This window comes from Ectopseudomonas khazarica, assembly GCF_017915135.1.
Classification (GTDB): domain Bacteria; phylum Pseudomonadota; class Gammaproteobacteria; order Pseudomonadales; family Pseudomonadaceae; genus Aquipseudomonas; species Aquipseudomonas khazarica.
Genome location: NZ_CP068551.1, coordinates 4,026,100 through 4,048,605 on the forward strand (window position 1 = coordinate 4,026,100; position 22,506 = coordinate 4,048,605).

Consider the following 22,506-nt stretch of genomic DNA (forward strand, 5'->3'; position numbering starts at 1 on the left):
CCTTACAGCAGGTTCTGGTTGCCCACCGAGCAGCGACTGATCGCTCGCTGCGCCTGTGACAGCCCCTTCAGACGCGTGGCGCACTGAGCCTGGCTCGACATGCGCTCGACCTGCAGATTGGCCTGCTCGTCGATGCTGATCAGGTAGGGCTGGTTGTACCGTGCCCGGTCGTTCCAGCCACTGAAGCGCTGGGCACTGAACACGCAGCGGTAATCCAGGTGGCCGGTGAAGCCCTGGAAACGGTCGCGCATGAAGATGTGGTGATAACGCTGCCAGTCGCGGTCACGCTGACCGACCCGCACGGCCTCCTGGCAATCCTCGAGCGTGGTGATCTGCGGCTCGTGCAGGAAGATGCTCTGCGCCAGATTGGAGCCGCCCAGCTGCACCGTGGCCAGCAGGTACACCTCCTGCTCCTCGGCCTCCACCGGCAACGCCAACAGTGCCAGCAGACCCAATATCCCTTTGTTCATGATGATGTCCTGTGACGATGCTCAGCCACGCCGAGCCTTGAAGAATTGTTTCAGCAGCGCCCCGCTCTCGTCGGCCAGCAGACCGCCCTCAACCAGTACGCGATGATTGAGAAAGCCCTGGTCGAAGAACTGCCCCTGACTGATCGCCACCCCTGCACGCGGCTCGCTGGCGGCGAATACCACCCGCGCGATCCGGGCGTGCACGATCAGACCGGCGCACATACTGCAGGGCTCCAGCGTGACGTACAAGGTGCTGCCCGGCAGCCGATAGTTCTGCACCGACAGCGCGGCAGCGCGGATCGCCACCATCTCGGCATGGGCACTGGGATCGTGGCGCAGGATCGGGCAGTTGTAGCCCTGCCCCACCACCTCGCCGTCCTGCACCAGCACCGCACCGACCGGCACCTCGCCCTGCTCCGCGCCCAGGCGTGCCTGGTCGAGCGCCAGGCGCATGAAGTGCTCGTCGCGCGAGCGGTCGATGATCTGCGGTCGCTTCATTGCATCAATCCGTAGGGTGGCCGGCCACCGAGGCCGGCCTGAAAACGGCGCCCACCCTACACCACTTCGATGGCCGCCATCAGCCCCGTTTCCATATGGTCGATCACATGGCAATGGAACATCCATACCCCGGGATTATCGGCGACGAAGGCGATGCGCGCCGTCTCGTTCTTGCCCAGCAGATAGGTATCGGTGAAGTACGGCACGATCTTGCGCCGGTCGGAACCCAGCACCTTGAAGGTCATGCCGTGCAGGTGGATCGGGTGCTGGTACTGCGCCATGTTGCGCAGCACGAAGATGTAGTGACCATCCTTCTTCAGCGTGGCGATGGGCCGGTCGGCACAGGTCTTGTCATTGATGTCCCAGGCCTGGCCGTTGATCTGCCAGTACTTGTAGCGCCCGGCCGCTTCGTCGGCCGGCGATGCCAGGGCGGCCGCCCACTCGAAGTTGAAGCGCAGGGTCTCGGCACGCGCCAGGTCAGGCTCGGCGATGGGGTTGGCCGGCAGCGCCGGTGGCCAGTCGCCCGCTGCCTCCGTGCTGGCGACACCCTCGAGGGTCGCCAGGCGCAGAGGCCCATTGCGCAGCGACAGCGTCTCGCCGGCGGCTGGCACCCTGAGCGCCAGGTCGATGCGCATGCCCGGACCGAGCCAGTACGCCTTGCCCAATGGCCGGGGCTGCACGGGGTTGCCGTCCAGGGCATAGATACGCGCCTCGCCACCCGGCAGGTTGAGGCGGTAGGTGACGGTGTTGTCGAGGTTGATCAGACGCAGGCGCACCACCTGCCCCGCCGGCAGTTCCAGCGTCGGGTTGGGCGTGCCGTTGATGGTCGTCAGCCGTCCACGGGTGCCTTCACGCGCCGCCTGGCGCGGCACCATGAACGGCGTGAACGCGCCCTGCTCATCGATATGCCAGGTCTTCAGGCTCAGCGTGCGCTCATGGCGAAAGCCGGTCGGCTCGCGCTCCTCGACGATCAGCGGCCCGACCAGCCCGCGCCCCAGTTGCTCGGCGCTGGTGGTATGCGGGTGATACCAGAAGCTACCGGCGTCGTGACAGATGAAGTCGTAGTCGAAGTACTCGCCCGGCAATACCGGCGCCTGCGAGACATAGGGCACGCCATCCATTTCCAGCGGCAGCCTGATGCCATGCCAGTGGATGGTGCTCTGCTGCTCCAGCTTGTTGATGAAGCGCACCCGCAACCGCTCGCCCTGGCGGCACCGCAGCTCCAGCCCAGGCGCCTGACCACCGTAACCCCAGGCCGGCGTCACATGTCCCGGCACCAGCTCCATATCGACCGGCGCAGCGATCAGCTCGTAATCATGGGTCGCGACGTTCTCCGGACGCCCCAGCCAGTAGCGCACGCCGCCAGCGCCAACGCCGACCACACCGAGACCGGCCAGGCCGAGCAGCACCTGTCTACGTTTCAACTTCATTCATCACCTGTGTTCGACCGAGCGGCCGTCAGCCTCGCACTCAGTGCTCGCGAGGCCAAACGAGAGAGAGTCGCATTTTAGGCGCCCTCTTCCGGCAAAGTCGAACGGCCAATCGTCGCACCGGCCTCTAGCGCAGCGTCCAGACGGCGAGACCTGCCGCGCAAAGCATCAGGCTGACGCCACTGAAAAGGCGCCAGCGCGGCCCCAGTGGCAGCCATTTCTCCGCCAAGACCATGAGGGCCAGCCCGGCCATCCCCCACAGACTCATGGCGCCGACCACCAGCAACACCAGCATCAGCGCCCAGCAACAGCCAATGCAGTACAGGCCATGATGCAAGCCCAGCCCCCATGCCCCCGAGAGGCCAGCTCGCACATGAAGCTGCAGGAAGTGCAACGGACTCTGGCAATGCGCCAGGCAGGTCGCCTTGGCCTGGGTCAGCTGATAGGCCCCTGCCACCAGCAACACCGATGACCCCAACCACAGCGGCAGGCGCAATGTCATCGGCTCCAGCCAACCCAGCCATTCGCCCAGTATCTGCAGCAGCGTCATCAGTACCGCGAACAGACTCCAAAGCACGGCATAGGCGGCGCAGAACAGCAACAGCTTGAGCACGCGCAAGGGATCGCGCTGCAGACAGCGCTGATAGAGCAGGAACACCGGAAGCGCCGCAGGCAACATCATCGCCTGCATCATCACTACCCACATCAGCAAGGTCAGCGCGCCCTCACGCGACCACCAGCGGGTTGGCGGCATCTGCATGTCGCCCATGGCCGCCATCAGCGCGGCCTGCTCGACCTGCCACCACCAGGCCAGTGCGCTGATCAGCAGAATCACCGCGCTGGCCAGCAGCGCACGCCGGTCCACCAGGTTGCTAGGCGTGGATGATGCCATTGGGCCCCATGTGCAGGTCATAGAGCATGGCATTGCGCCCGGCATAGTTCAGCCTGATCGCCCCGGAGCAGTTGAACGTGGCGCTGGCGCAGTCCGTCTCCGCAAACTCGAAGCCGTCGGGTAGCAACAGTCGAGCCCGGTGCACAGAACCGTCCACCGGATTGCGAATGGGCTCCGCGTATCCGTCCAGCACACCCGGCACACGGATAGTGGCCGTCAGCGCGGCACGATCCGTACTGACCTCAACCGGCACGAACTGAGGCTCATGCATGGTTTCCACAGTACTGGCAAAGATCGCGAAGAATGCAGTCGGCACCTGCTCCTGACCGCTGAGAATGGTCAGCAGTGCCTGCCGTTGCGCCGCCGTAGCGCGTTCATCGATAAACGCCTGACACTGGCCATGCCCCTCGTGCACGGCACCCGGCCAGAAGAAGGTGCAGGCCACGTTCAAACCGGCCAGCGCCACATCGCCGAAATGCCCCTCCTCGATGTGATACCCCACCGCAGCTTCACAGGTGCCGTGACTGGGCAGAGCGTTGAATTGACAAGGACATCCATAGTCGCAATTGCACAGATCCACACCAGCGCCGCGTAGGCGCCAGTCAACATGCTCGGACATGGTGATAGCCCCGCCTGAGTAGCCTTTCCATTACAAGGCTAGGCCAGCCAGGCTTGGGCTCTAGACAGATTGCGCATGTCGCGATGTGCACTAATGAGGTCGGCGCATAACCCCGGATAGACGAAGGGCAGCCAATGGGCTGCCCTTCGTTACGCGCTTATTCCCACTCGATCATCAACAAGCCGCCCGAGCCCGCTTGGCTAAAGGGATTCGTTGTATTTGCAATGGAGCCCTACCGTCACTTTTACCGTCAATCGCGCAGAGCTTTTGCTGACGCGGGAGATAGATCGATTTGCGGGGCGACGGCTCTGGCGGCACCATCAATCAGCTCTCATATTATCCGTACCCTGCCCTCGAGACGAGCCCGAACATGCCGCCGCCGAATCAGAGGCCGAGGCGTTACCCGTCTTCAATCTCACCTACGCCACAGTAGGTTGCCATCGTGAAACCCTCGGGCTAGAGTGCGCCCGTCGTGGTCAATCCCACGGCCGGGTGTGGTAGCCCGATTCACACGAAGGCGCGGTTGCGTCATAAACGAGAGCAGGCCCTTCTCAGGATCTGCTGTTTTCTCGTGCATTTATGGCGGGCCGTGTGAGGCAGGCTTCGGCCTGGCCGGCCTTCCTTCGTGGGTCGGTCTACCACCCTTGCACGGTCCGCCTCCATTCGTGTGGTAGCGAATGGCTGCGGCTCCTTAATCTCACGAAGGAGCATAAGGAAAATGCGCTACCCCCTTTTTACCCGAGAGCTCCGCCTTGGGCTGCTGGTCTTGCTGTCCACCTCTGATCTGGAGGTGCGCCATGGCTGAGTTCGAATCCTGCGTTGTACCTTTTCCGCTGCAGCGAAGCCCGCTGCATGAATCCGAACGCTCTCCCCACCCCTCTGAAGCTGCGGCTGAACTACGCGGCGTAATGCTCAGCAATCTGCTGGATCAACTGGCTGAACCTGATGGGCTGCAGCCGGCAGATCTACGCGTACGGATCGCCGCCTATTCAGCCTTGGATCTGCTGGACGAGATGGTGGTGCTCTATCGCCGCGCTCTCTCCGAAGTACGAGGAGGTGCCAGATGAGCAAGGGCGTTATGACGTGCCTGCCACCTCACGATGGCCACCCAGGTGTCGAAATCATCTGGGCTGCCGACTGCAGGGAAGCGTTCAACCAAGGCGTGAAGCTAGCCCAGACCTGGCTCGACAACGCCCGCAGCGGCTGGCTCTGGGCAGTCATGATCGCCGAGCGCGACTTACTACCATGTGCAATAGAGCGGAGAGCCTTTGAAGTGGGCTTCCTCAGCCGCGTCCACCAGCGCATATGTTCACCCAGGTGCTGAGGCGAGCCAGCCCCCCCTTTCCTTCCAGCTGTAAGCGGATGTTCGTGAGCCGGCCCCGCCGGCTCTCGCTAACCGTAACATTCCGGCAAATTTTGGGGACTCCTCCATAACGCGGGCACCCTAGAACAGGCCGAAAGCGGCCAGGAGCGGTCATATAGATTAGTGAAAATAAATCTGCTCCGAATAACTTCGTTTACGCCCGTGTGTACAAACGTCGCGCGGCAATTGCTGTTGCCATCCATCAAGCCCCAGTTCAATAATTGGCGCCATGATTGCTCCGAGCAGAAAGCCTCGGGGTACTAATAGCCAGCCTGGGGGATTGATGAGTATCACGAATAGCCGCGAATTTATTCGAGAAATCAAGAAGACTCCTCAGAATTTCTTCCTGATTCATTACTCTTGTCAGAGTTTGTATGACGACAACGAAGCATTGTCGCCGCGAATAACTTCAATTGCTATTGCCCACTACGCAACCGGACAGGCTGTAAGCTTTTCCACGCATGCAATTGCCGAAGAACTACGTATCGCACGCGACGACGTTATGGGAAGGTTTGACGAAATAGAGCTAGAACTGCTTACCGGCTTTTATCAATTCATTCGAGATAGGCGCGATAAGTATTGGGTTCATTGGAATATGCGGAACCTTACTTATGGTTTCGAGCATCTTGAGCATCGCTATCGGGCTCTAGGCGGGCGTGATGCATCTGTCATACCCGTAGAGCGTAGACTAAACCTTAATGATCTACTTTCTGATCGCTATGGGGCCGGCTACGCTTCCCATCCAAAGATGAAATCTCTTATGGAGCTCAATGGAGGGATCCCGAGGCATTTCCTCGAAGGGAAAGAGGAAATTCAAGCATTCGAAAATAAAGAATTTATTCGGATGCATAACTCCACCTTGTCAAAAAATGGTTTTCTCAACTCTACGATCAGAAAAATGGTCAATGGGAAGTTAAAGACAGCCTCTAGAGGCTTCGGAGTTATGCTGGATCGGATGTTTGAAGGGCGGTTGGCTAAAACTACAGCACTAGTTGCTGCGATAGTCGGGATCGGAGTGGGTATCTGGCAGACCATTCTATGGGCGACAGGCAACTGAAGCTCCATAACAGCGACCTTGGCAGCCAGTACGTCTCGACCAGCTACACCGAGCGGCTGGCAGAAGCTGGTATCGAACCCTCGGTTGGTAGCAAGGGCGACAGCTACGACAATGCTTTGGCCGAAACCATCAACGGACTGTACAAAGCCAAGCTTATTTACTGTCAGTCATGGAAGAGTCGCGAGGCGGTTGAGATGGCAACGTTGAAATGGGGGCATTGGTACAACTATCAGCGGTTGCTGAGCTCAATAGGCTATATCTGCGCCTGCGGAGGCTGAGGCAAACCTCCGCCAGCAACAAGCAAATCAGTCTATGGCGGCCTGACTTAAATGAAATGGCCTTCCACAAAGCCTGGGGCGATTCAAACCGAGCAAGCTGAGCTGCTTAGAGTCTACAGTTCGCCCGGTCTTGATCTTAGTCAAAATGCAGCCGCCTCACGCTAGCTGTACTTTTCCTTTGTGAGTCCGGAGCGAGAAAGGTATCTGGCCAGAAGCGAAGGAAGCTGATGGATGTTGAATCCATACAGCCACTTCTCGGTATCTTCAATATCGCCTTTCATGTACTTCTTGAGTCTAAGGGCAATGCTTCTGTTGATACCTAGTGACATCAGCTCCAACACCTTGGGATCGTAACTTCCTAGTTCAATCATTGAGGGTAGACTCAGAGCGTAGGCGAATTTCTCCTGCTCCTTTTCATTCAAGAATGATGAAACCACGTCTGACCATAGAGAGAAGTATTTCACTAGGATAAAGGTGATGTCTCTACTTATGTGTCCGGTTACAAATCTTGCTGCTCTATCAATTTTGTTTTCTTCTTCGCTTGATGCGATTTCACCATTCTCTTGCTCGTGTTTGTTTTTATTTTCTATGTAGTCATCAATGAAGAAGCGGTGTGACTTTCCAGACATCCATTGATAGGCATCAAAGACCAGCCTGCCAATGGAAATGTAGTCATTGAACTTACCGTGATTTACCTCATCTTCAATGTCGAAAATTTCGTTGAGTCTCAGGGCAATGCTTTCAAACTGACGATAAAAGGTGAGTTCTTCAAAAATTGGAGATATTTCAGACTCGGAAAAATCTTCAGCTTGACGCTGCAATGGATATTTATTGGGGATCCAGGCAGAAATAGAGTCATTTCTGATCCTTAAATAGAGTTCATCCTGAAGCAGCGGATCCACATATGGGTTCTGCTGGAGGAGCTGCGTCGGGATCTGGAGTTTAGAGACAGATTTTTCCAATGCACTCGATAAGCCAATAGCTTCAGCGTTTGTAAGCGATGCTGTCGCCAGCAGTCGTTCAAAATGTGCCTTATCAGCTGCATATAGATGACGCAGATAAGAGACCGACGGGTAAAGCTTTCTGCCGTCCTCAGTCTCTAGAATTTCGCGCTTTTTCTTTGTGGCATAGCTGAGGAGTTCAGCCGTTTTATCCTCAAGCGATGAAATTGTTCTGGGGCGAATGTTCTTCTTCTTGTCGTCATTCAGCCGATCCTGTCCCCACTCCTCATCCTGAACATCAAGGCAGTAGACCTCACCATACAAGTTTGTGCTAACCCTTCCCGCACGACCGATAAGGTTCATGAACTCAAAAGAAGTTAGCGGAGTTTTATCGTTGGCAGGGTTGATTACGATCAGCTTGTCGGCGGGTAAGTTAACGCCTTGGAGCAGTGTGGAGGTACACACAAGATGTCGAATCACGTTGTCCGAGTAAAGCTCTTCAACCTCAATTCTGGCTATGTCAGGGAGCCCGGCATGGTGGAACGCGACCCCCATCCTTAGCGCCCTTATGAGGCAATACTCGGGGTGGATTTCATCTTCTAGGAAGCCGATTAGGTCAATAACGCGTTGATCGGCCCCTTCCACGATCTCCGGGGTTGACATACCAATTATCGGCGCGATCTTCAATGCCCATCGTTCAGCGGAGTACTTTCGCGGAGCAAAAATAATGCAGCTTTCTTTCTTGCTTAGGTTGTCGAGAAAGCTAGCAATGGCTTCGCCTTGATTGTTTTTGGTTTTTGAGTACAAAGCTCTCTTTAAAGGAATTTCACCTTCAATAATATTTCCGGTCTGGCTGAATACCCGATAGCCAGCCATCTTGGATCTAGGTTTAAAGGTAATTGCTGCTTTAATCTGGAACACTGGAGAAGCGATGGTAGTCTCATCGACAAGAACCAAGCCCGACACCTGGTTAATTGGCGTGACAATGTCCTCGATATACGGGCCGGCAAAAATGAATTGCGCACTAGGGCAGCGTCTTACTAGGCGGTGAAGTATATTTTCAAATATTAAGCCTCGGCTCTGGTCTTCGAGGTTATGGATCTCGTCAAAGAAGGCGATGGTTGGTACAGGAAAGCTCTTGTCCTGCATAAGCTTCATGCATCGCTCGGGCGTGAGTACGAATACTTTGGACTTGGAGAAGTCGTCGCTGGGTCTATAAGTTGTATAAACATGAGCTTCGTTCTTCAAGTCGTTCTTGAAGTCAGTGCTTATTTGGTTAATTAGCGCTTTGGTAGGAACGATGTATAGCGCTATACCAACTGACTTCAGAAGGGATTCGACTATGTGCCGACGAATAATAAACGACTTTCCAGCAGAGGTAGGTGCGGAGATTGCCACATTCCTTCCCGCTGAAATCTCTCGCCACAGTCTATTTTGATACTCAGTAAAGACAAAGTTCTCAGTGTCGCGGAAGGTATGTGTAAAGCGCCCTCGGCGCGCCCCTAGCTCTACATCGAGCATGGTACCAAAACTATCTTTGTATTTTCCGCTATGAAAGATGTTAGGCACGTGGCGGCTGGAGATTAGATTTCCGGATCGGGACTGAAGAATATAACAGGCTTTCTGATATACCGGATTGTCTGGGGCGTAAAGATACAATAGAGCGCCAAACGAGTTTGCTAGGTTTTTTAATCTCTCGGAAGCACCTAGGGCCACAATAGACGCCAGCCAAGTTGCTTTTTGGATTCGCCCCGGCTCTATTGATTTTATGCTCGATTGCAGCCCGGGTTTTTTCTTGAAAAACAGTATCTCCAATAGCTCGTCGTAAACGCTGGTAAACTCGTAATCCTTGGCTGCCTCCTCTGAAACATCCTCAGCCTTACTATTCATCCTCTACCTCCTTGGATGTTTGCTTTCTCGGTCTTCGTGGAGTCGCAGCGCTCTTCGATGGCGTTTTAGATTTATTTTCCTTGACCGACTCCTTAAATTCTATTCCGTGAATAGACTTGAATAGCGTTTTTTTGAATGTGCCAACATTACTCATCGGCACCAAGAAGAAGTCTAGGTAAACCTTTCTTAGGTCTGGATAGGGGGAGAATCCAGACTTGATGTTTTCAAGAACCTCTTTTGCGTGCTCTGCAATCCATGCTTTCACCAGTTCCTCTGCATGAGCTTTTCCGGATGCCTGAATTTCAATTTCATCAATTTTCGAGCAGTCATAGACAAGAAGAACCGGATGCACCCTATTGCAAGCCTGGTATTCCGCAGTGCCGGGCTTGAATGCCTCATATATTTTCTTCGCTTGTTCGAGAGAGAAGTTCTTTGAGATATTAGAGCGCGCGATAAATAACTCATGCTCTATTGAGCTTGCCGCATAGTCCTTGTTGAATCTGTCAACTGACATCATGGAATCGGCAAGAGCGCCTTGCAGCCTTTGATGGATTTTCGATTCACCAATTAGAATGGAAATATGATTAGCATATTTGCCAAAAAAGATCCCATCCCCTCCTTTTACTTGGTCGTTGACGTTTGTCAGCAACTGGAGTTTGTGGGAGACCATAGGTGTCTTTAATATGGCTTCGACAAGCATGTACAACATGAGCTCACCGTACTTTCCATCAACAACCGGATTGGTGTTTCCAAAAAAACTAGAGGCTCGCTTGTAAGCGGGAACACCCTCTTCTTTAAATACGGCTAATTGCTGCTGATCGAAAACATAGCTTTCAATTGAATTGGATAGATGATCAGCCAGTGACAAACAATCCTGCTTTGTACCTGAAAACTTTAGTGAGAGCGCGCGAGCGTTGACTTTAAACTCTCCCACTCCAGGTACTTGATGGAAAAACTTATCCACCCATTGAGTGTTAACTGTGAGATGCTTCTCCCAGTCTTCATCGTCAAAATCGTGCATTAGAGTCCCTTCACATACTGGTGTTGTGTCAAGACTATAATGCTATAACGCCATCATTCCAAGGGCAGGCCATGTTATTAAAGAGCAGCTATACCCAACTGGTTTAGTCGGGCATATAGATCGACCTCACTCGGTACTTTCCAGGAGTGCAACTTAAGCAGCACGCAATGCGGAGACTTTAGGTCGACTGTTTGTATATTTATACAGTGTTGGTCTCGTAGAGAAACTCGCCTTCGTGGTGGGATGGTCGGCTGGAGGTGATGGCCACGTTGTCCCGCTGAATGCGATGGGACTTGAAGCTGCCTCAGGAAGCGTCTTTCTCAGAGACGCTTCAGGTCTTGCTACTTTCCTCAATCTCTCGGTGAATCGCCCCTAGTTTCGTATCCACTCGATGACCGCTTTTGGCCGGCTCCGGCCAAGTGCCAACTGCCAACTGACGAAACACGTTGCTATCACCACCCGTGGTGACGTTCTCCCTTTCCAAGGCAGGGGTTCTTGCCCCCCTCAAAATCAAGAAAAATAGACGGCTTCCACCCGGCCGCTGCGCTGGGTGGAGCCTCCGCGATTTTTCCTGATTTTTTCACGACCGCCTTAGTCGCCCTAGTCGGCAGGGGTTCATGCGCAGCGCAAGCGCAGAACCCTGAAGACGAAGGAGCGAAAGCCATGAGCGAAGAAATCAGGATCTATGTGGCCGACCTGGCCGCCTACAACGCCGGTCACCTGCATGGCGTCTGGATCGATGCCACCCTGGAGCTGGACGAGATCCAGGCGCAGGTCGACGCCATGCTGGCGGCCTCCCCGGTCGAGGGGGCGGAGGAATACGCCATCCACGACTTCGAGGGCTTCGACGGCTACCGCCTCGGTGAGTACGAGGGCCTCGAAAGCGCCCATCAGATCGCGTGTTTCATCGAGGAGTACCCCGCGTTCGGCAGCGCCCTGCTCGCTCACTTCAACGACCTGGAGCAAGCGCGCAAGGCGGCTGAGGAAGATTACTGCGGCTGCTACAGCTCGCTGGCCGACTACGCCCAGGAGCTGACCGAGGAAACCAGCAGTATTTCGCAGCATCTGGCCATGTACATCGACTACCGCGCCATGGCCCGCGACATGGAGTACGGCGGCGACCTGTTCACCCTGGAAACCGGCTTCGAGCAGGTGCATGTGTTCTGGAATCGCTAAACCAGCAGAAGGCACCGGGTCGCCCCGGTGCCTTGTTTTTTGCGCCCCTGCCCTACCGGCCACCCGCGCGCCCCACCCGCAAGACTGATGCACGGGTGCGCGCCCCCGGCGATCAGCCTGAAACAACCACGTTGTGCCGCTAGTTGATTGAGACCGTTACGGTCATACGGTTTTGCCCAAATCCGTCGATCCGAATCCACGGATTTACGGATTGGTGGGGAAGCGGATTTACGTTTTTACGGATTTACGGAAATCCGCCGATGCGGTTTTCCGGTCTTGCAGAAAGCCGTAGAACCACACCTTCGGAGACTGCAGCCATACGCGCCATATGCCGCCCGTTGGGCGAGACTGCGAGACGCGAGCTCGCACACGAACAGGCCAGGGTCTACCAGTTAGGCCCGTCTGTTCACCCTTGTGCCACGCTCAACGACAGCGGCCAGGAACGCCTCCAGAGCCCCTTAGAACGCTCCAGCCGCTTTACCCCACCTGCGGCCCTTTCCCAAGTCACCTGAAGCGCCTCAACGCGCTCCTGGCCCGTTTCCGGCAAACGCGCACAGGCCCGGAGGGCAACCATCGGCGCTAACTCCAGCACGAGGACGATGCGCCGCAGATCGCAACGCATCTCCTCGGCGAGATTATCTGGAGCCGCCCGCGCCCAGCTTCGGAGCGACGCCGTCTCCAGCCTCAGAAACCGCTGAAACATCGCAGCGCTTGCCCCCAGGCGAGCGGATCTCCGGCGCGTGCCGTCAACGGCACGGGGATAACTTCGGGAAAAGCTGTGAATGCAGTCGTGCTATCAGGCGCACGCCGGCACGTGCTATCAGGCGCATCACTCTCGTGCTATCAGGCGCACGAACTCCTCTGCAGGCCGCGGCTGGTGCGGCTTTCAGCCTCCCTTAACTTAACTAACTTAAAAGCTCTAACTTGTTATTGGGGCAGCGCCGGTGTGTGGACAGGTGCTGATCGGGGCAGTCTGGTCGGGGAGATCCGGCCATGATCGCCGCCCTGTTCAACCAGAAAGGCGGGGTGGGCAAGACCACCCTGGTCACCCATATCACCGGCGAACTGGCCCTGCGCGGGCAGAACGTCATCCTGCTCGATGCCGACCCGCAGGGCTCGGCGCTGGACTGAACACAGCGGCGCAGCCAGCAGGGCTTGCCCAGGCTGTTTAGCGCCGTCGGCCTGGCGCGCGAGACGCTGCACCAGGAAGCTCCGGAGCTGGCTCGTCGTGCCGATCATGTGATCATCGACGGGCCACCGCGCATCGCTGCCCTCGCCCGCTCGGCGTTGCTGGCAGCGGATCGCGTGTTGATCCCGGTACAGCCCAGCTCCTACGACCTGTGGGCCAGCGCGGAGATGGTCAACCTGATCCGCGAGGCGCAGGTGTTCAGGCCGACGCTGCGCGCGGCATTTGCCATCAACCGCCGCGTCAGCACCACGGTGATCGGCCAGGAAGCGCGCGGCGCCTTGGCCGACCAACCGCTGCCGGCACTGCAGGCCGAGGTATGCCAGCGCCTCGTCTTTGCCGAGAGCGTGGCGGCCGGTCGCCTGGCGCGTGAACTGGCGCCGGACAGCGCCGCCGCGCGCGAGGTCAGCAGCCTGGTCGACGAGCCACTGAGGTGGTCGCCATGAACGGCAAGCGCATCGGTATCGGTGCACGCCCATTGGCCGATCCGCAGGCCGAAGCCTGGATACGCCAGGGCGCCGCCGTCGACAGCGGCAAGGTCGAGCGCTACAGCGCATGGCTGACGCTGGACGTGACGCCAACACTGCGCACGCGCATCAAGCTGGCGGCCTTCGACCGCGGCGTGACCATGGCAAAGATGCTGCGCGAGGTGCTGGAGCAGCGGGCAACCTCATGACGTCGGGAACTCACCGGGCATGGCGACCGCTGACACTGCTCACAGGCGCATGTTCGCCCCAGGTTCGACAGCGCTCGCAACGTCGCCACCACGGTTGATCCACAAAAGGTCCGACAGCGTCCCTGACGGCAGGTATCGCACTTCGCCGGCCAATTCACTGGCGCCTGGCGATCTGATGCTGGCTCACCTACTACTGGAGGAATGCAATGGCTGCGCAGCACGGCTACCTGCCGGCGAATGCACCGCCATTGAAGACCGTGGCGGCGATGGTGCCGCAGCAAGTGTGCATGCAAGATAGTCAGGTGCTGTGCACATCAATGGCGTCCTTATTGCCTGGCTCTTGCGCAGGGATCGACAGAGTCGCGCTACTAGTCTGGCAGGCCTGTCGGCGCTTGGCTGGCGATGAACTGCTCCGGCTCAGCAGCACCAGCCCGAAGTCACTCGACAGCCGCTACTTCGGCACAGTGTCTGTCGATGGGATGATCGTTCGGGTGCAGCTCTTCTGATCGGGCTCATGTCGATGAGCTGCCCATTATCGCGTCGATCATGATGTCGATAGCCTGTGCTCAGCCTGCGCATTCAAGCACCGCGGACCTGCGGTTACCTCTGCCCTCGGCTACCACCTAGCAACTGCGAGATCCTTAGTATCTCCCAACCTGATTACCCTGCTCAGGTGCACAAAGACACGGAAAAAGCGGAGGGCAAGATAAAAGGTGGCGGCACTTCGTTGGCCAGAAAAGCAGTCTGCACGAGGGTTGGAGACGGCACTCAAAGCATGCATAGGCGTGCCGTACGCAGCGCAAACACCCGCCAGCTCTGGCTTTGGCGCGTGCCTAGCTCTCCTCATTGCGATCAGCTTGGAACAGACATCGGTAACCGAACCTACAGCCGGAAACCGATGCAGAGGCAGAGTCATGCCTGGAATCTTGTAGCCCTTGAGCTACAAGACAGCTCAGACTGAGCCATTTTGTAGCCCCAAGGCCACAAATGACCTCTTTCGACGAGGTTTCTGAAACGCTGAAAAAAGCGTGGGAGCAACAACCCTGATCAGACGCGCTCATCAACCTAGCAATACCGGCCTGAGAATTAGGCAGTGAGCCGAATAGCCGGCATTATCGGCTCACTGAGTGAGCCGAATAGGCCCGCTAATCGGCTCATAGATGACACTCTTATGAATGACCCTCTCTGGATCTGGCAACACCCGACTGGCCGCACTTCAGTTGCAAGCCGAAACGCGTGCACCGCTGCTGCGCGCTTGCAGCCAGGCTCAGGGACGTTTGTTGGAAATGCTCGGTGCGGTGGGCAGTGACACCGAAGAGCAGAGCAGCCTGGATGCCATGCTTCAGAACATCGTTACCTCTTCAGCCATCGAGGGTGAGCAACTGAATACCGGTTCGGTGCGCTCATCACTGGCGCGGCGCTTGGGGCTAAGCGAAGAAGGCCGTACCACCTCGCGCTCCGAAGGCCTGGCAGAGCTGCTGCTCGATGCCACCTACGCGCATCAAGAGCCGCTAGACGAACAGCGACTGTTCACCTGGCACCGCTGGCTATTCCCCAGCGATGACCAACTGCTGGCTCGACCATTACACATCGGCGCATTGCGCGGCGAAGAGCCCATGCAGGTGGTTTCCGGTCGAATCGACCGCCCTACCGTACATTTCGAAGCCCCTCCTCGCGCAGGGCTCGAAGCGCAACTGGCAGACTTTCTTGCCTGGTTCGAGAACAGCCGCAGCGATGCCAACCTTGACCCCTTTCTGCGCGCCGGCATCGCCCATTTCTGGTTCGTCACCCTGCACCCATTCGATGACGGCAATGGTCGCCTTACGCGCGCCACCACCGACTTGGCGCTGGACCAAGGCGAACACTAGGCAATCCGTTTTTACGATATGTCGGCAAGCATCCTCGAGGACTGCACCAGCTATCCCCACACCCTCGAAGCAAGCCAGAAAGGCACTCCGGATATCAGAGCCTGGCTGCAATGGTTCCTCGAAACATTGCTCAACAGCCTGGGGCAGGCCCTTGCTCGTATCAATCGTGTGCAGGTCAAGGCACGCTTCTGGCAGGCACACCGCAGCCAAACAATATTGGCGGTGCAGATCAAAGTGCTTAATCGCCTGCTTGATGACGGCGAACGGGGGTTCGAGAGCGGCATCAGTGCCGCTCAATACCAAGCCGTGGCGAAGGTCTCGAAAGCGACGGCCACGCGCCATCTGAGCGATCTGAGCGATCTGAGCGATCTGAGCGATCTGAGCGATCTTGTGGAGGAGGGCTGCCTTGCCCGCCTCCCCCGGTGGCGGGCGCAGTACGCGCTACCAGATACAGTACTCGACAAACGCTCAAGGTTGACCCATAGCGACAAAACGGTGCATCGGCAGCACCGAGACATTATCGTGCCATTACGCTAAGTTTCGGTACTATGCGGTTCACTCAAAATTACCCGGAGACTAGAAATTGTCTTCAGATGTGCATAACGGCAGCTTGAGATCATGCGATATTCGGCTGAGATAGGGGCGCCGACCGCCATGATACGTTTGATACCGCTATCTAGGCGGAGTTGGCAACCGTCTCTGGGAGTCAATGGTACTTCGATCGATGGGTAGGTGGGGCCATTCAACAGAGAGAGATCGCTACGCATCCTCCTAAGCCCAGCTAAAGATAACTAAGGAAATTTATGGCGTCCATAAGTGGCAGCAGTAGGCACTTACTACAGGTTGCAACAAGATTAGCTAAGGAATGGAGACGTTCGGAAGCAGAGCAAGTTCTGATAAATCTCATGAATTCGCTTGATAAGGATGAACTGGCCCTTCTCGCTCCTGAACTGAAAAGCCTAATAAACGACGGATTCGAAAAAAAGAGAAAGAAAAACCTTACAGCAATACTCGAAAATCGAATAGCTGAGTATACCGCAGATCATACGGAATCATTGTCTGCCACTCTGACCCCTGAAGAACTGGCCCTTGAATTATACAGGGGAATGCTTAACGAACTAAAAGAGCACCATATATTCCAGTGGGCAACTCACTACAACGACGTAGTGTCCTTTATATTCAAAGATCTGTGTAATCGTGAACAGGCAATCAAGCAGAGCCACTTAGACAGTTTATCTGTTTTATTCTACGAACATGCCAAAGAGATCTGCGAGCGAGGAACAGAGTTTTCATCCCGGAAAGGTGTTGAGCCAACGATTATACAATCCAAGGCATTAGGGGGGTTCTTAAAATTCCTACTCTTAGCGATCCAACCATATCTACGCCTACGTGAGAAAGCGTCAAACGTATCTGAAGTTAAGCTCACCTGGGGCGTGTGCTCAAGCATAGTTCATGGAGTCGTGAAGGGGTACGCTACTGTATTAGGTTGGAAAACACTTCTCAGCAACAGTGGCTGGGTACATGCCCTAGGATTTCTCAAAGGTAGTGATGCTATCACTTTACTAAATGAAGCTGCGGACGCTGTAGGAGAGAATCACTGTTTCTCAACCATCGTACCAATGCTCATGGCTTTCGAGTTAATTATTGATAAAACGCATGATATTGGCTATTTAACTCCAAGCTTAAGCCGTGTCGTGTCTGGAAACCCACCTTTTTTAGAAGTCACCCTGACGCCAGCCCTGGGTGTCAATCCTTATGAAGTGATAATTTCATGCTTTTTCAGCGAAAACTTACATGGCCGCTGGGATTTAGAGCGAGCCTTGAACGCCAACCCAATTGCTTGCCTGGCATGCTTAGATAAGGACGTGGGTGATTGGGTTGCGCAGCATGAAAAAAGTGTTGTTGTGGACGTTTCCGGTGTCATGTCTGATGCCACTCATGCACATGACACTGCAGCGCTAATAGTCAGCAAAATAGAAGATTGGCTTACTTCAAGCGTGAAGCTAGTTATGCAAGGGAGCCTGACTCGCAATTATGCGAAAGACTTCCCGCTGGAGGATCCGAATCATCGCCAAATGTATATGGTTGAACGATACACGGTAAAACAGCTTCTTGAAAGCATCGCAAGCAAAACGGGAATACATCTCTGGTGTAGTGTTCGACGCTCGGGAAAGACAACTGCCGCGCTTAATTTTGGAGACAAATCAAATAGCTCGCTGGTGATATTCCAAACAATGGATAACATGCGCCATCAGCCTCAACACACTATATTTGCCGAACGAATCGAAGACGCGTTAGCAAATGGCGCGCCGATCCCACGCGACTTCTTCGAAAGCCTAGTGAACGAATGCCAAATTTCGACCACCTATGGTGATTTAGATGGAGCCAAGCGCATATTCATAATTGACGAGTATGAATCCTTATTTGGAAAAATTGCAGCAATGAGCCGACGCGATGAGGACTTGAGGCATCTGGTTTGCCTTCCCCTCCTCAGTCAGATGGTTAGCTTTGCGACCAGAAACTTAATAGTCTTCATGGGACAGAGACCTGACGCCCACTACATACTCTCTGCGCAAAACCAGTTGAGCCCACTTGTACAGCAACTTGACTTCCCGCTATTTGCACACCAAGAATCAGCACCGGATTCAGAATTCGTAGAACTCATCAAGCGAGTACTTTCTCAAAAACTCCAATTTGAAGTCTCATTTGCAGATGCGGTGTATGAAGAAACGAGCGGACATCCCTATTTAACGGTTAATCTCCTGATAGACCTATGTGATTGGCTAATCGAGCAACGCGCATTAGAGTCCAAAATTAAGCTAGACCGGTCTATATTTGAGCTCTTTGCACAGCAGCGACTAGCAGCACCGGTACTAAGAAATAGCAAGTACTATAGCTTTTTCGCTCATATGCTTTCGGAGTACCTTAGTGAAGATGCAAGGCGCACCGATCCATGGCTGTACTGTGTAGCAAGTGTGCTGCGGCAGATAGTTAAACAACACCCTAAGGTTTTGCAATGCTCAATGATTAAATACCGCCAAATTGTAGAAGAAGCGACGTTTGGGCTAACAATACCACGCGACCAACTACTGAGCAGCGCTGTAATGGCTAACTTCTTAAAAACCGAGAGGGGTATCGTAAAACCCGGGATCAAGCTGATGGCTAGAATTGCAGGCACCAACTAAAAGTATCAACGAGTTAAAATATGGATATTAAGAAGCTAATCAAAAACATCCCTTGGGAAGATGGTGCAACCATCAGAATCCTTTGGCTGAATGCCAACGGAAAACCTAGATCTGAGCTAGCTGAAAGCATCAAGCAACTTCAGGACCATATAATCTTTCCAATAATATTGAGAAGCAATCTCTTTCTTACTTCTAACGCTCTAATGGCGGACTTGGCTACTCTAATTTCAGGAAATGAGCAGGAGTTCAAAGCACTAAAAAGCGTGAACTTTACTAACCTTACTGTCGTGATTATTTCAAATGAACCGCTATCGATCCCACAGGCGAGCTCGCCTGTATATTTACCGGAATGGTTTCCAATCTTGGGCGGGAAGGAAATCTTTGTAAAAATTTCAGATGTCTTTGAAACTGCAGAGCTTGCGCCGCTGAATAGTGAGGGAGCCCGAATCGAACAACTCGCAAGCCTGCTATTTGATACCGAGACGCTACTTGTTAATCGGCTGAAATATCAAATCACACATCAGGAAGGCAAGGTGAGAGGGTTAATTGACTCTCTTCGATCTGATGGCGAACCCCAAGGGGGGTCTACCGTCTCATACATCCAAAAGTACGAGAATCACCTTGCAAGTGTTTCAGTGGCGAGGGCCTACCGCCCTGGTGCGAAGTCCAAGGCTTCGCTTCTTTCAAAGCTAATCTACCAAGTCATTAAAAACTCACCAGATGCCACTGCAGCTTTCTCAAAAAAACTAGCGTCTGCTCTTTCTCTTTCAGAAATGCAAAGGCTGAAACCGAGCTTATTCTCCGTAATGTTGAGACCCTCCATAGCCTTGACAGTAGCAGAAGAAAATTGCCACGCAGGAATCCTCGCCTTCTATCAAGCTTATCAGCTGATGAATGCTGCTGCACATGCAAGTGAGTACCCAAGCTATCCAGCCGCTCTTGTTCTTGCAAACGCCAAAGATCTTGCTAGGTTCTTAACCGATTTTCGACGTACCCTTGAAGAGATTTTCGAGAGCCACGACCACTTAGAGGAACAGAACGCTTAGAGTTCGCCTACGGTAGCGTTGGCCTATTGGAGCTATGACAAGCAATGCTGAGCGTTTCACGGTACAAAAACAGTACACTGACGGTACAGTGCTTAGTTTCTGTCATTTTAGCAAAACTTCACTCAAGCCCAGTAACCACGCTACTTTCAGCTTATTTTTCTTACAGTAAGCTGCTCCCGATTTTACTGGGTTTGAGGCATTTCTAGGCAACTCATAATCCTCTGGCCCACGGTTCGCAACGCGAACCCCAGAACGTAGCAGGAGCTTCAACACAGCCTGGGCCGAAGGCATCTCCTACACCAGACTACGCTACAGCAAGTTGGCTCACCTGGTATTGAAACCCACCATCTCCCCATGGAGCGTAATCATGGAGATAGAGATGGATACTTCTTCGCGTACTACCGAGGTTCTCGATATCGACTCTGATCAGTCCCTCCCATTGCCGGGCACGGAGGCCTACGAGTCGCTTCCGCAGTTTCCGAAGGGCAGCCCCCTGCCCTTCCGGCGAACAATTCGCAAGCATGAGCTAAGACAGATCGTCCCCCTGGCTGAATCCACGATCTACGAAATGGAACGTCGCGGTGAGTTCCCCCGGCGCTTCAACCTGACACCACGTTGCGTGGTCTGGGATCTGGCCGAGGTGGAGGCCTGGATTGAGGAGCGCAAGCAAGCACCTCGGGTCAACATCAGCAAGCCGGATGTTTACCTCAGGAAAACCCGCCCTGTCCGGGCGGGCTCAAACCAATCATGAAGTCGGCGCCGTCTTCATCCGACAAGGGCTTGCAGTTCCTTGGAGGCGGGGCGCGTTAGCCGTCGTTCTTCCTTGGCTAGATTGACCTGCAGAGCCACCTGAGCCACGTCCAAGACACCGCCAGGCAGCAAATAGCTGCCTCTGGCTTGCAGCCAGGTCAGCACGTCTGCCAGGTGCCAGATCGATGCACTGCCCTCATGTACTGGTGCAGGAAAGCTGCTCGGATAAGCCAACATCAGCTTGCGCATGTTCTGGCGCGACACGCCGACGATCTCCGCCACATCGGTGAGACCGACCAGATCTGGTGCCACCTCAATCAGCCTGGCCGACGGTACGGCACTGCGCACGTCGGCCAGTGCGCTGCGCACAGCCGCTTCAGCGTTCTCCGCCTCACGGGTGAACTCCAGCGCCAGCCGGCCTGGCTGGCCAATGCCGATCAAGGCATCGTCGCAGCCAGCTTCGCCGAGGCGCTCAACCAACGCTTCCGGGTCACGGTCATCGTCAGCCAGTTGGTATTTCAGAGTGAAGATGTATTCCATAGCGCTACTCCTCTGCGCCCTCAGCGGTCTGCCGCTGCTTACGGTGCGTGGTGCAGTTGTCGACGACGCGCCGAAGGGCACGCGCATGGTTGCCTGGGTTCTTCGGTGTGCTCCACACGCTGGTGATGCAGAACTCGCCGCAGCGACACTCTTCATCGTTGTAGGGGCAGTAAATTCGTCCCCAAGCGTGGCTACCACCCAGTTCTACGCGACAGCCCTGCTCTTCGACATGCCTGAGTGCTTCTTCGACCTCTTTCTTCGAGTGAGAAGGACGGGTCATCAGTGATCTCCAGTATTCGCATGACCGGCAAGGTTGTCAACTGACAACCTTGCACTTTCCTTAAACCGTGGCACTCAATACCGGCACTACAACGCGGTCCGGCAGCAGCTTGGGAACATGAGTGCGGCCGTCGATCCAAGCGTCGATCATGTCCGCCCACTCCTGCAGCATGTGCCGGCGCTGCTCCGCGTACTCAGCCTTGTTGTAGACCGAGCGCGAGGAGCGACCATCTTCGTGAGCCAGGCATTTCTCGATCCAGTCGCCGTTGAAGCCCACCTCGTTGAGCAGAGTGGACCCAGTCCTGCGCAGGTCGTGGACGGTGAACGGCTCCAACGGCAGGCCTGCTTCCTTCGCACGGGAGGCGATGAGCTGGGTGATGCGGTTCAGGGTGGCGTGCGACATGCAGCGGTAGATGTCATAGCGCGAGGGCAACACATACCGGGAACCAGCCGCACAGGTGTGCAGCGCCACGAAGATGTCCAAGGCCTGGCGCGACAGGTAGACAACGTGCGGGTTACGCCCCTTCATCCGCTCCTTGGAGATCGTCCAGGTGGCGTTTTCGAAGTCCACCTCGTCCCAGGTCGCCTCGATCAGCTCGCTCTTGCGTACCAAGGTCAGCAGCACCAGCCGCAAGGCCAGCTTGATCGTGGGATACGCGGCGATTGTCTCCAGTTGATGGAAGGCCAGCCGAATTTCGGTCGGGCTCAGCGCCCGGTCCTTCGGTGCGAAAATAGCGATAGAAGACGCCTTAACGTCGTCAGCCGGATTCTCGACCTTCTCGCCATGCAAGATCGCGAACGCATAGACCTGTTTCACGATGTCGCGAATATGGACCGCAGTTGCCGGGGCCCCGCGAGCCTTCACCTTGGCACACAGGGCTCGTAGATCGTCAGGGGTGATTTCGGTCAGCAGCCGATTTTCGAAGACCGGCAGGATGTCGCGGTCGATGATGCTTTTGCGCATCGCACGCGTGCTATCGGCCATGCGCGCACCGGCCAACCACTTCGTCAGCGTTTCACCGAAATTCTTGGCTGCGTTGAGGCGCCGCTTAGCGCGCTGCTTCTCAAGAGAGGGAGACTTGCCCAGGGCGACCATGCGCTTGGCATCGAGCAGCTTCTCGCGAGCCATGGCCAGGGAAATGCCAGTTGGCCCATAGCGCCCGATGGTCAGCGTTTCTCGGCGTCCATTGAGACGGTAGTCGTAGCGAAAGGTGACGGTACCGGTAGGCGATACCGTCACGTACATACCATCGCGGTCGGAAGCCTTGTACAGCTTGGACTTGGGCTTGAGATTGCGCAGTTTGGTATCAGTAAGCATCGAGGTTTTTACTCCTGTTCATG

At 55.3% G+C, this 22,506-nt stretch carries 18 protein-coding genes and 4 pseudogenes; 12 read left to right on the forward strand and 10 right to left on the reverse strand.

Annotation, left to right across the window (positions count from 1 at the left end; all coding sequences use genetic code 11):
- Positions 1 to 2: 2 nt before the first annotated feature.
- From JLK41_RS18975 to JLK41_RS18995, 5 genes are all read right to left on the reverse strand, one after another.
- Positions 3 to 470 carry a hypothetical protein gene (locus JLK41_RS18975; RefSeq protein WP_179554774.1) on the reverse strand — a complete coding sequence of 156 codons (468 nt, stop codon included), beginning with the start codon at positions 468 to 470 and terminating at the stop codon, positions 3 to 5.
- A 21-nt stretch (positions 471 to 491) separates the two neighbouring features.
- Positions 492 to 968 (reverse strand): tRNA adenosine(34) deaminase TadA, encoded by a 477-nt coding sequence (gene tadA, locus JLK41_RS18980; RefSeq protein ID WP_037049474.1) that lies wholly within the window; start codon positions 966 to 968, stop codon positions 492 to 494.
- A gap of 56 nt (positions 969 to 1,024) precedes the next feature.
- Positions 1,025 to 2,398, reverse strand: coding sequence for a multicopper oxidase family protein (locus tag JLK41_RS18985; protein ID WP_210389592.1), 1,374 nt, complete (start codon positions 2,396 to 2,398; stop codon positions 1,025 to 1,027).
- A gap of 127 nt (positions 2,399 to 2,525) precedes the next feature.
- Entirely contained in the window at positions 2,526 to 3,290 is a 765-nt protein-coding gene (locus JLK41_RS18990; RefSeq protein WP_210389593.1) for a DUF2182 domain-containing protein, read from the reverse strand.
- Positions 3,271 to 3,909 carry a DUF1326 domain-containing protein gene (locus JLK41_RS18995; protein WP_037049487.1) on the reverse strand — a complete coding sequence of 213 codons (639 nt, stop codon included), beginning with the start codon at positions 3,907 to 3,909 and terminating at the stop codon, positions 3,271 to 3,273. The genes JLK41_RS18990 and JLK41_RS18995 overlap by 20 nt, the downstream gene beginning before the upstream one ends.
- A 797-nt stretch (positions 3,910 to 4,706) precedes the next feature.
- On the opposite strand from JLK41_RS18995, the gene JLK41_RS19000 reads away from it, so the two are divergent.
- The 4 genes and pseudogenes from JLK41_RS19000 to JLK41_RS19015 all read left to right on the forward strand — a co-directional run.
- On the forward strand, positions 4,707 to 4,976 hold the full coding sequence (locus JLK41_RS19000; RefSeq protein WP_092377142.1) for a hypothetical protein: 270 nt from the start codon (positions 4,707 to 4,709) through the stop codon (positions 4,974 to 4,976).
- A pseudogene (locus tag JLK41_RS19005) lies at positions 4,973 to 5,267 on the forward strand (LasR-specific antiactivator QslA). Before JLK41_RS19000 ends, JLK41_RS19005 begins: the two are co-directional and overlap by 4 nt.
- A gap of 288 nt (positions 5,268 to 5,555) precedes the next feature.
- Positions 5,556 to 6,329 (forward strand): hypothetical protein, encoded by a 774-nt coding sequence (locus tag JLK41_RS19010; protein ID WP_179574288.1) that lies wholly within the window; start codon positions 5,556 to 5,558, stop codon positions 6,327 to 6,329.
- A gap of 2 nt (positions 6,330 to 6,331) precedes the next feature.
- A pseudogene (locus JLK41_RS19015) lies at positions 6,332 to 6,653 on the forward strand (integrase core domain-containing protein); the annotation flags it as partial.
- A 115-nt stretch (positions 6,654 to 6,768) separates the two neighbouring features.
- Here the strand turns inward: JLK41_RS19015 and JLK41_RS19020 are convergent.
- The gene (locus tag JLK41_RS19020) at positions 6,769 to 9,438 is read right to left on the reverse strand and encodes a DEAD/DEAH box helicase (RefSeq protein WP_210389594.1); all 2,670 of its coding nucleotides are present in this window, start codon (positions 9,436 to 9,438) and stop codon (positions 6,769 to 6,771) included.
- Entirely contained in the window at positions 9,431 to 10,459 is a 1,029-nt protein-coding gene (locus JLK41_RS19025) for a Hachiman antiphage defense system protein HamA (protein WP_179574286.1), read from the reverse strand. The genes JLK41_RS19020 and JLK41_RS19025 overlap by 8 nt, the downstream gene beginning before the upstream one ends.
- Positions 10,460 to 11,122: 663 nt before the next feature.
- Here JLK41_RS19025 and JLK41_RS19030 point away from each other — a divergent pair.
- From JLK41_RS19030 to JLK41_RS19065, 8 genes and pseudogenes are all read left to right on the forward strand, one after another.
- A complete protein-coding gene (locus JLK41_RS19030) occupies positions 11,123 to 11,635 on the forward strand; it encodes an antirestriction protein ArdA (protein ID WP_210389595.1) in 513 nt (170 codons plus the stop codon).
- Between the two features lie 993 nt (positions 11,636 to 12,628).
- Positions 12,629 to 13,267: pseudogene (gene parA / locus JLK41_RS19035) on the forward strand (ParA family partition ATPase).
- Positions 13,264 to 13,497 carry a hypothetical protein gene (locus JLK41_RS19040; RefSeq protein WP_210389596.1) on the forward strand — a complete coding sequence of 78 codons (234 nt, stop codon included), beginning with the start codon at positions 13,264 to 13,266 and terminating at the stop codon, positions 13,495 to 13,497. The pseudogene parA and the gene JLK41_RS19040 overlap by 4 nt, the downstream one beginning before the upstream one ends.
- 206 nt (positions 13,498 to 13,703) lie before the next feature.
- Positions 13,704 to 14,003, forward strand: a complete 300-nt coding sequence (locus JLK41_RS19045; protein WP_128651305.1) for a S26 family signal peptidase — start codon at positions 13,704 to 13,706, stop codon at positions 14,001 to 14,003.
- A gap of 665 nt (positions 14,004 to 14,668) precedes the next feature.
- Positions 14,669 to 15,843, forward strand: a pseudogene (locus JLK41_RS19050) (Fic family protein).
- A 427-nt stretch (positions 15,844 to 16,270) separates the two neighbouring features.
- Entirely contained in the window at positions 16,271 to 18,550 is a 2,280-nt protein-coding gene (locus JLK41_RS19055; protein ID WP_210389597.1) for a hypothetical protein, read from the forward strand.
- 20 nt (positions 18,551 to 18,570) lie between these two features.
- Positions 18,571 to 19,596 carry a hypothetical protein gene (locus tag JLK41_RS19060; RefSeq protein ID WP_210389598.1) on the forward strand — a complete coding sequence of 342 codons (1,026 nt, stop codon included), beginning with the start codon at positions 18,571 to 18,573 and terminating at the stop codon, positions 19,594 to 19,596.
- Positions 19,597 to 19,963: 367 nt separating this feature from the next.
- Positions 19,964 to 20,347 (forward strand): helix-turn-helix transcriptional regulator, encoded by a 384-nt coding sequence (locus tag JLK41_RS19065; RefSeq protein ID WP_210389599.1) that lies wholly within the window; start codon positions 19,964 to 19,966, stop codon positions 20,345 to 20,347.
- A 14-nt stretch (positions 20,348 to 20,361) separates the two neighbouring features.
- On the opposite strand, the gene JLK41_RS19070 is transcribed toward JLK41_RS19065, so the two are convergent.
- The 3 genes from JLK41_RS19070 to JLK41_RS19080 are packed head-to-tail and all read right to left on the reverse strand — an operon-like array spanning position 20,362 to position 22,483.
- A complete protein-coding gene (locus JLK41_RS19070) occupies positions 20,362 to 20,886 on the reverse strand; it encodes a helix-turn-helix transcriptional regulator (protein WP_210389600.1) in 525 nt (174 codons plus the stop codon).
- Positions 20,887 to 20,890: 4 nt separating this feature from the next.
- Positions 20,891 to 21,166: a hypothetical protein gene (locus JLK41_RS19075; RefSeq protein ID WP_210389601.1), complete on the reverse strand. Its 276-nt coding sequence runs from the start codon at positions 21,164 to 21,166 to the stop codon at positions 20,891 to 20,893.
- A 60-nt stretch (positions 21,167 to 21,226) separates the two neighbouring features.
- A complete protein-coding gene (locus JLK41_RS19080; protein WP_174517133.1) occupies positions 21,227 to 22,483 on the reverse strand; it encodes a tyrosine-type recombinase/integrase in 1,257 nt (418 codons plus the stop codon).
- Between the last annotated feature and the right edge of the window lie 23 nt (positions 22,484 to 22,506).

Excerpts from the sequence above, each read along its gene's own strand:
- JLK41_RS18975 (WP_179554774.1), bottom strand. The coding sequence starts at position 470 with ATGAACAAAGGGATATTGGGTCTGCTGGCACTGTTGGCGTTGCCGGTG.
- tadA (WP_037049474.1), bottom strand. The coding sequence starts at position 968 with ATGAAGCGACCGCAGATCATCGACCGCTCGCGCGACGAGCACTTCATG.
- JLK41_RS18985 (WP_210389592.1), bottom strand. The coding sequence starts at position 2,398 with ATGAAGTTGAAACGTAGACAGGTGCTGCTCGGCCTGGCCGGTCTCGGT.
- JLK41_RS18990 (WP_210389593.1), bottom strand. The coding sequence starts at position 3,290 with ATGGCATCATCCACGCCTAGCAACCTGGTGGACCGGCGTGCGCTGCTG.
- JLK41_RS18995 (WP_037049487.1), bottom strand. The coding sequence starts at position 3,909 with ATGTCCGAGCATGTTGACTGGCGCCTACGCGGCGCTGGTGTGGATCTG.
- JLK41_RS19000 (WP_092377142.1), top strand. The coding sequence starts at position 4,707 with ATGGCTGAGTTCGAATCCTGCGTTGTACCTTTTCCGCTGCAGCGAAGC.
- JLK41_RS19010 (WP_179574288.1), top strand. The coding sequence starts at position 5,556 with ATGAGTATCACGAATAGCCGCGAATTTATTCGAGAAATCAAGAAGACT.
- JLK41_RS19020 (WP_210389594.1), bottom strand. The coding sequence starts at position 9,438 with ATGAATAGTAAGGCTGAGGATGTTTCAGAGGAGGCAGCCAAGGATTAC.
- JLK41_RS19025 (WP_179574286.1), bottom strand. The coding sequence starts at position 10,459 with ATGCACGATTTTGACGATGAAGACTGGGAGAAGCATCTCACAGTTAAC.
- JLK41_RS19030 (WP_210389595.1), top strand. The coding sequence starts at position 11,123 with ATGAGCGAAGAAATCAGGATCTATGTGGCCGACCTGGCCGCCTACAAC.
- JLK41_RS19040 (WP_210389596.1), top strand. The coding sequence starts at position 13,264 with ATGAACGGCAAGCGCATCGGTATCGGTGCACGCCCATTGGCCGATCCG.
- JLK41_RS19045 (WP_128651305.1), top strand. The coding sequence starts at position 13,704 with ATGGCTGCGCAGCACGGCTACCTGCCGGCGAATGCACCGCCATTGAAG.
- JLK41_RS19055 (WP_210389597.1), top strand. The coding sequence starts at position 16,271 with ATGAATTCGCTTGATAAGGATGAACTGGCCCTTCTCGCTCCTGAACTG.
- JLK41_RS19060 (WP_210389598.1), top strand. The coding sequence starts at position 18,571 with ATGGATATTAAGAAGCTAATCAAAAACATCCCTTGGGAAGATGGTGCA.
- JLK41_RS19065 (WP_210389599.1), top strand. The coding sequence starts at position 19,964 with ATGGAGATAGAGATGGATACTTCTTCGCGTACTACCGAGGTTCTCGAT.
- JLK41_RS19070 (WP_210389600.1), bottom strand. The coding sequence starts at position 20,886 with ATGGAATACATCTTCACTCTGAAATACCAACTGGCTGACGATGACCGT.
- JLK41_RS19075 (WP_210389601.1), bottom strand. The coding sequence starts at position 21,166 with ATGACCCGTCCTTCTCACTCGAAGAAAGAGGTCGAAGAAGCACTCAGG.
- JLK41_RS19080 (WP_174517133.1), bottom strand. The coding sequence starts at position 22,483 with ATGCTTACTGATACCAAACTGCGCAATCTCAAGCCCAAGTCCAAGCTG.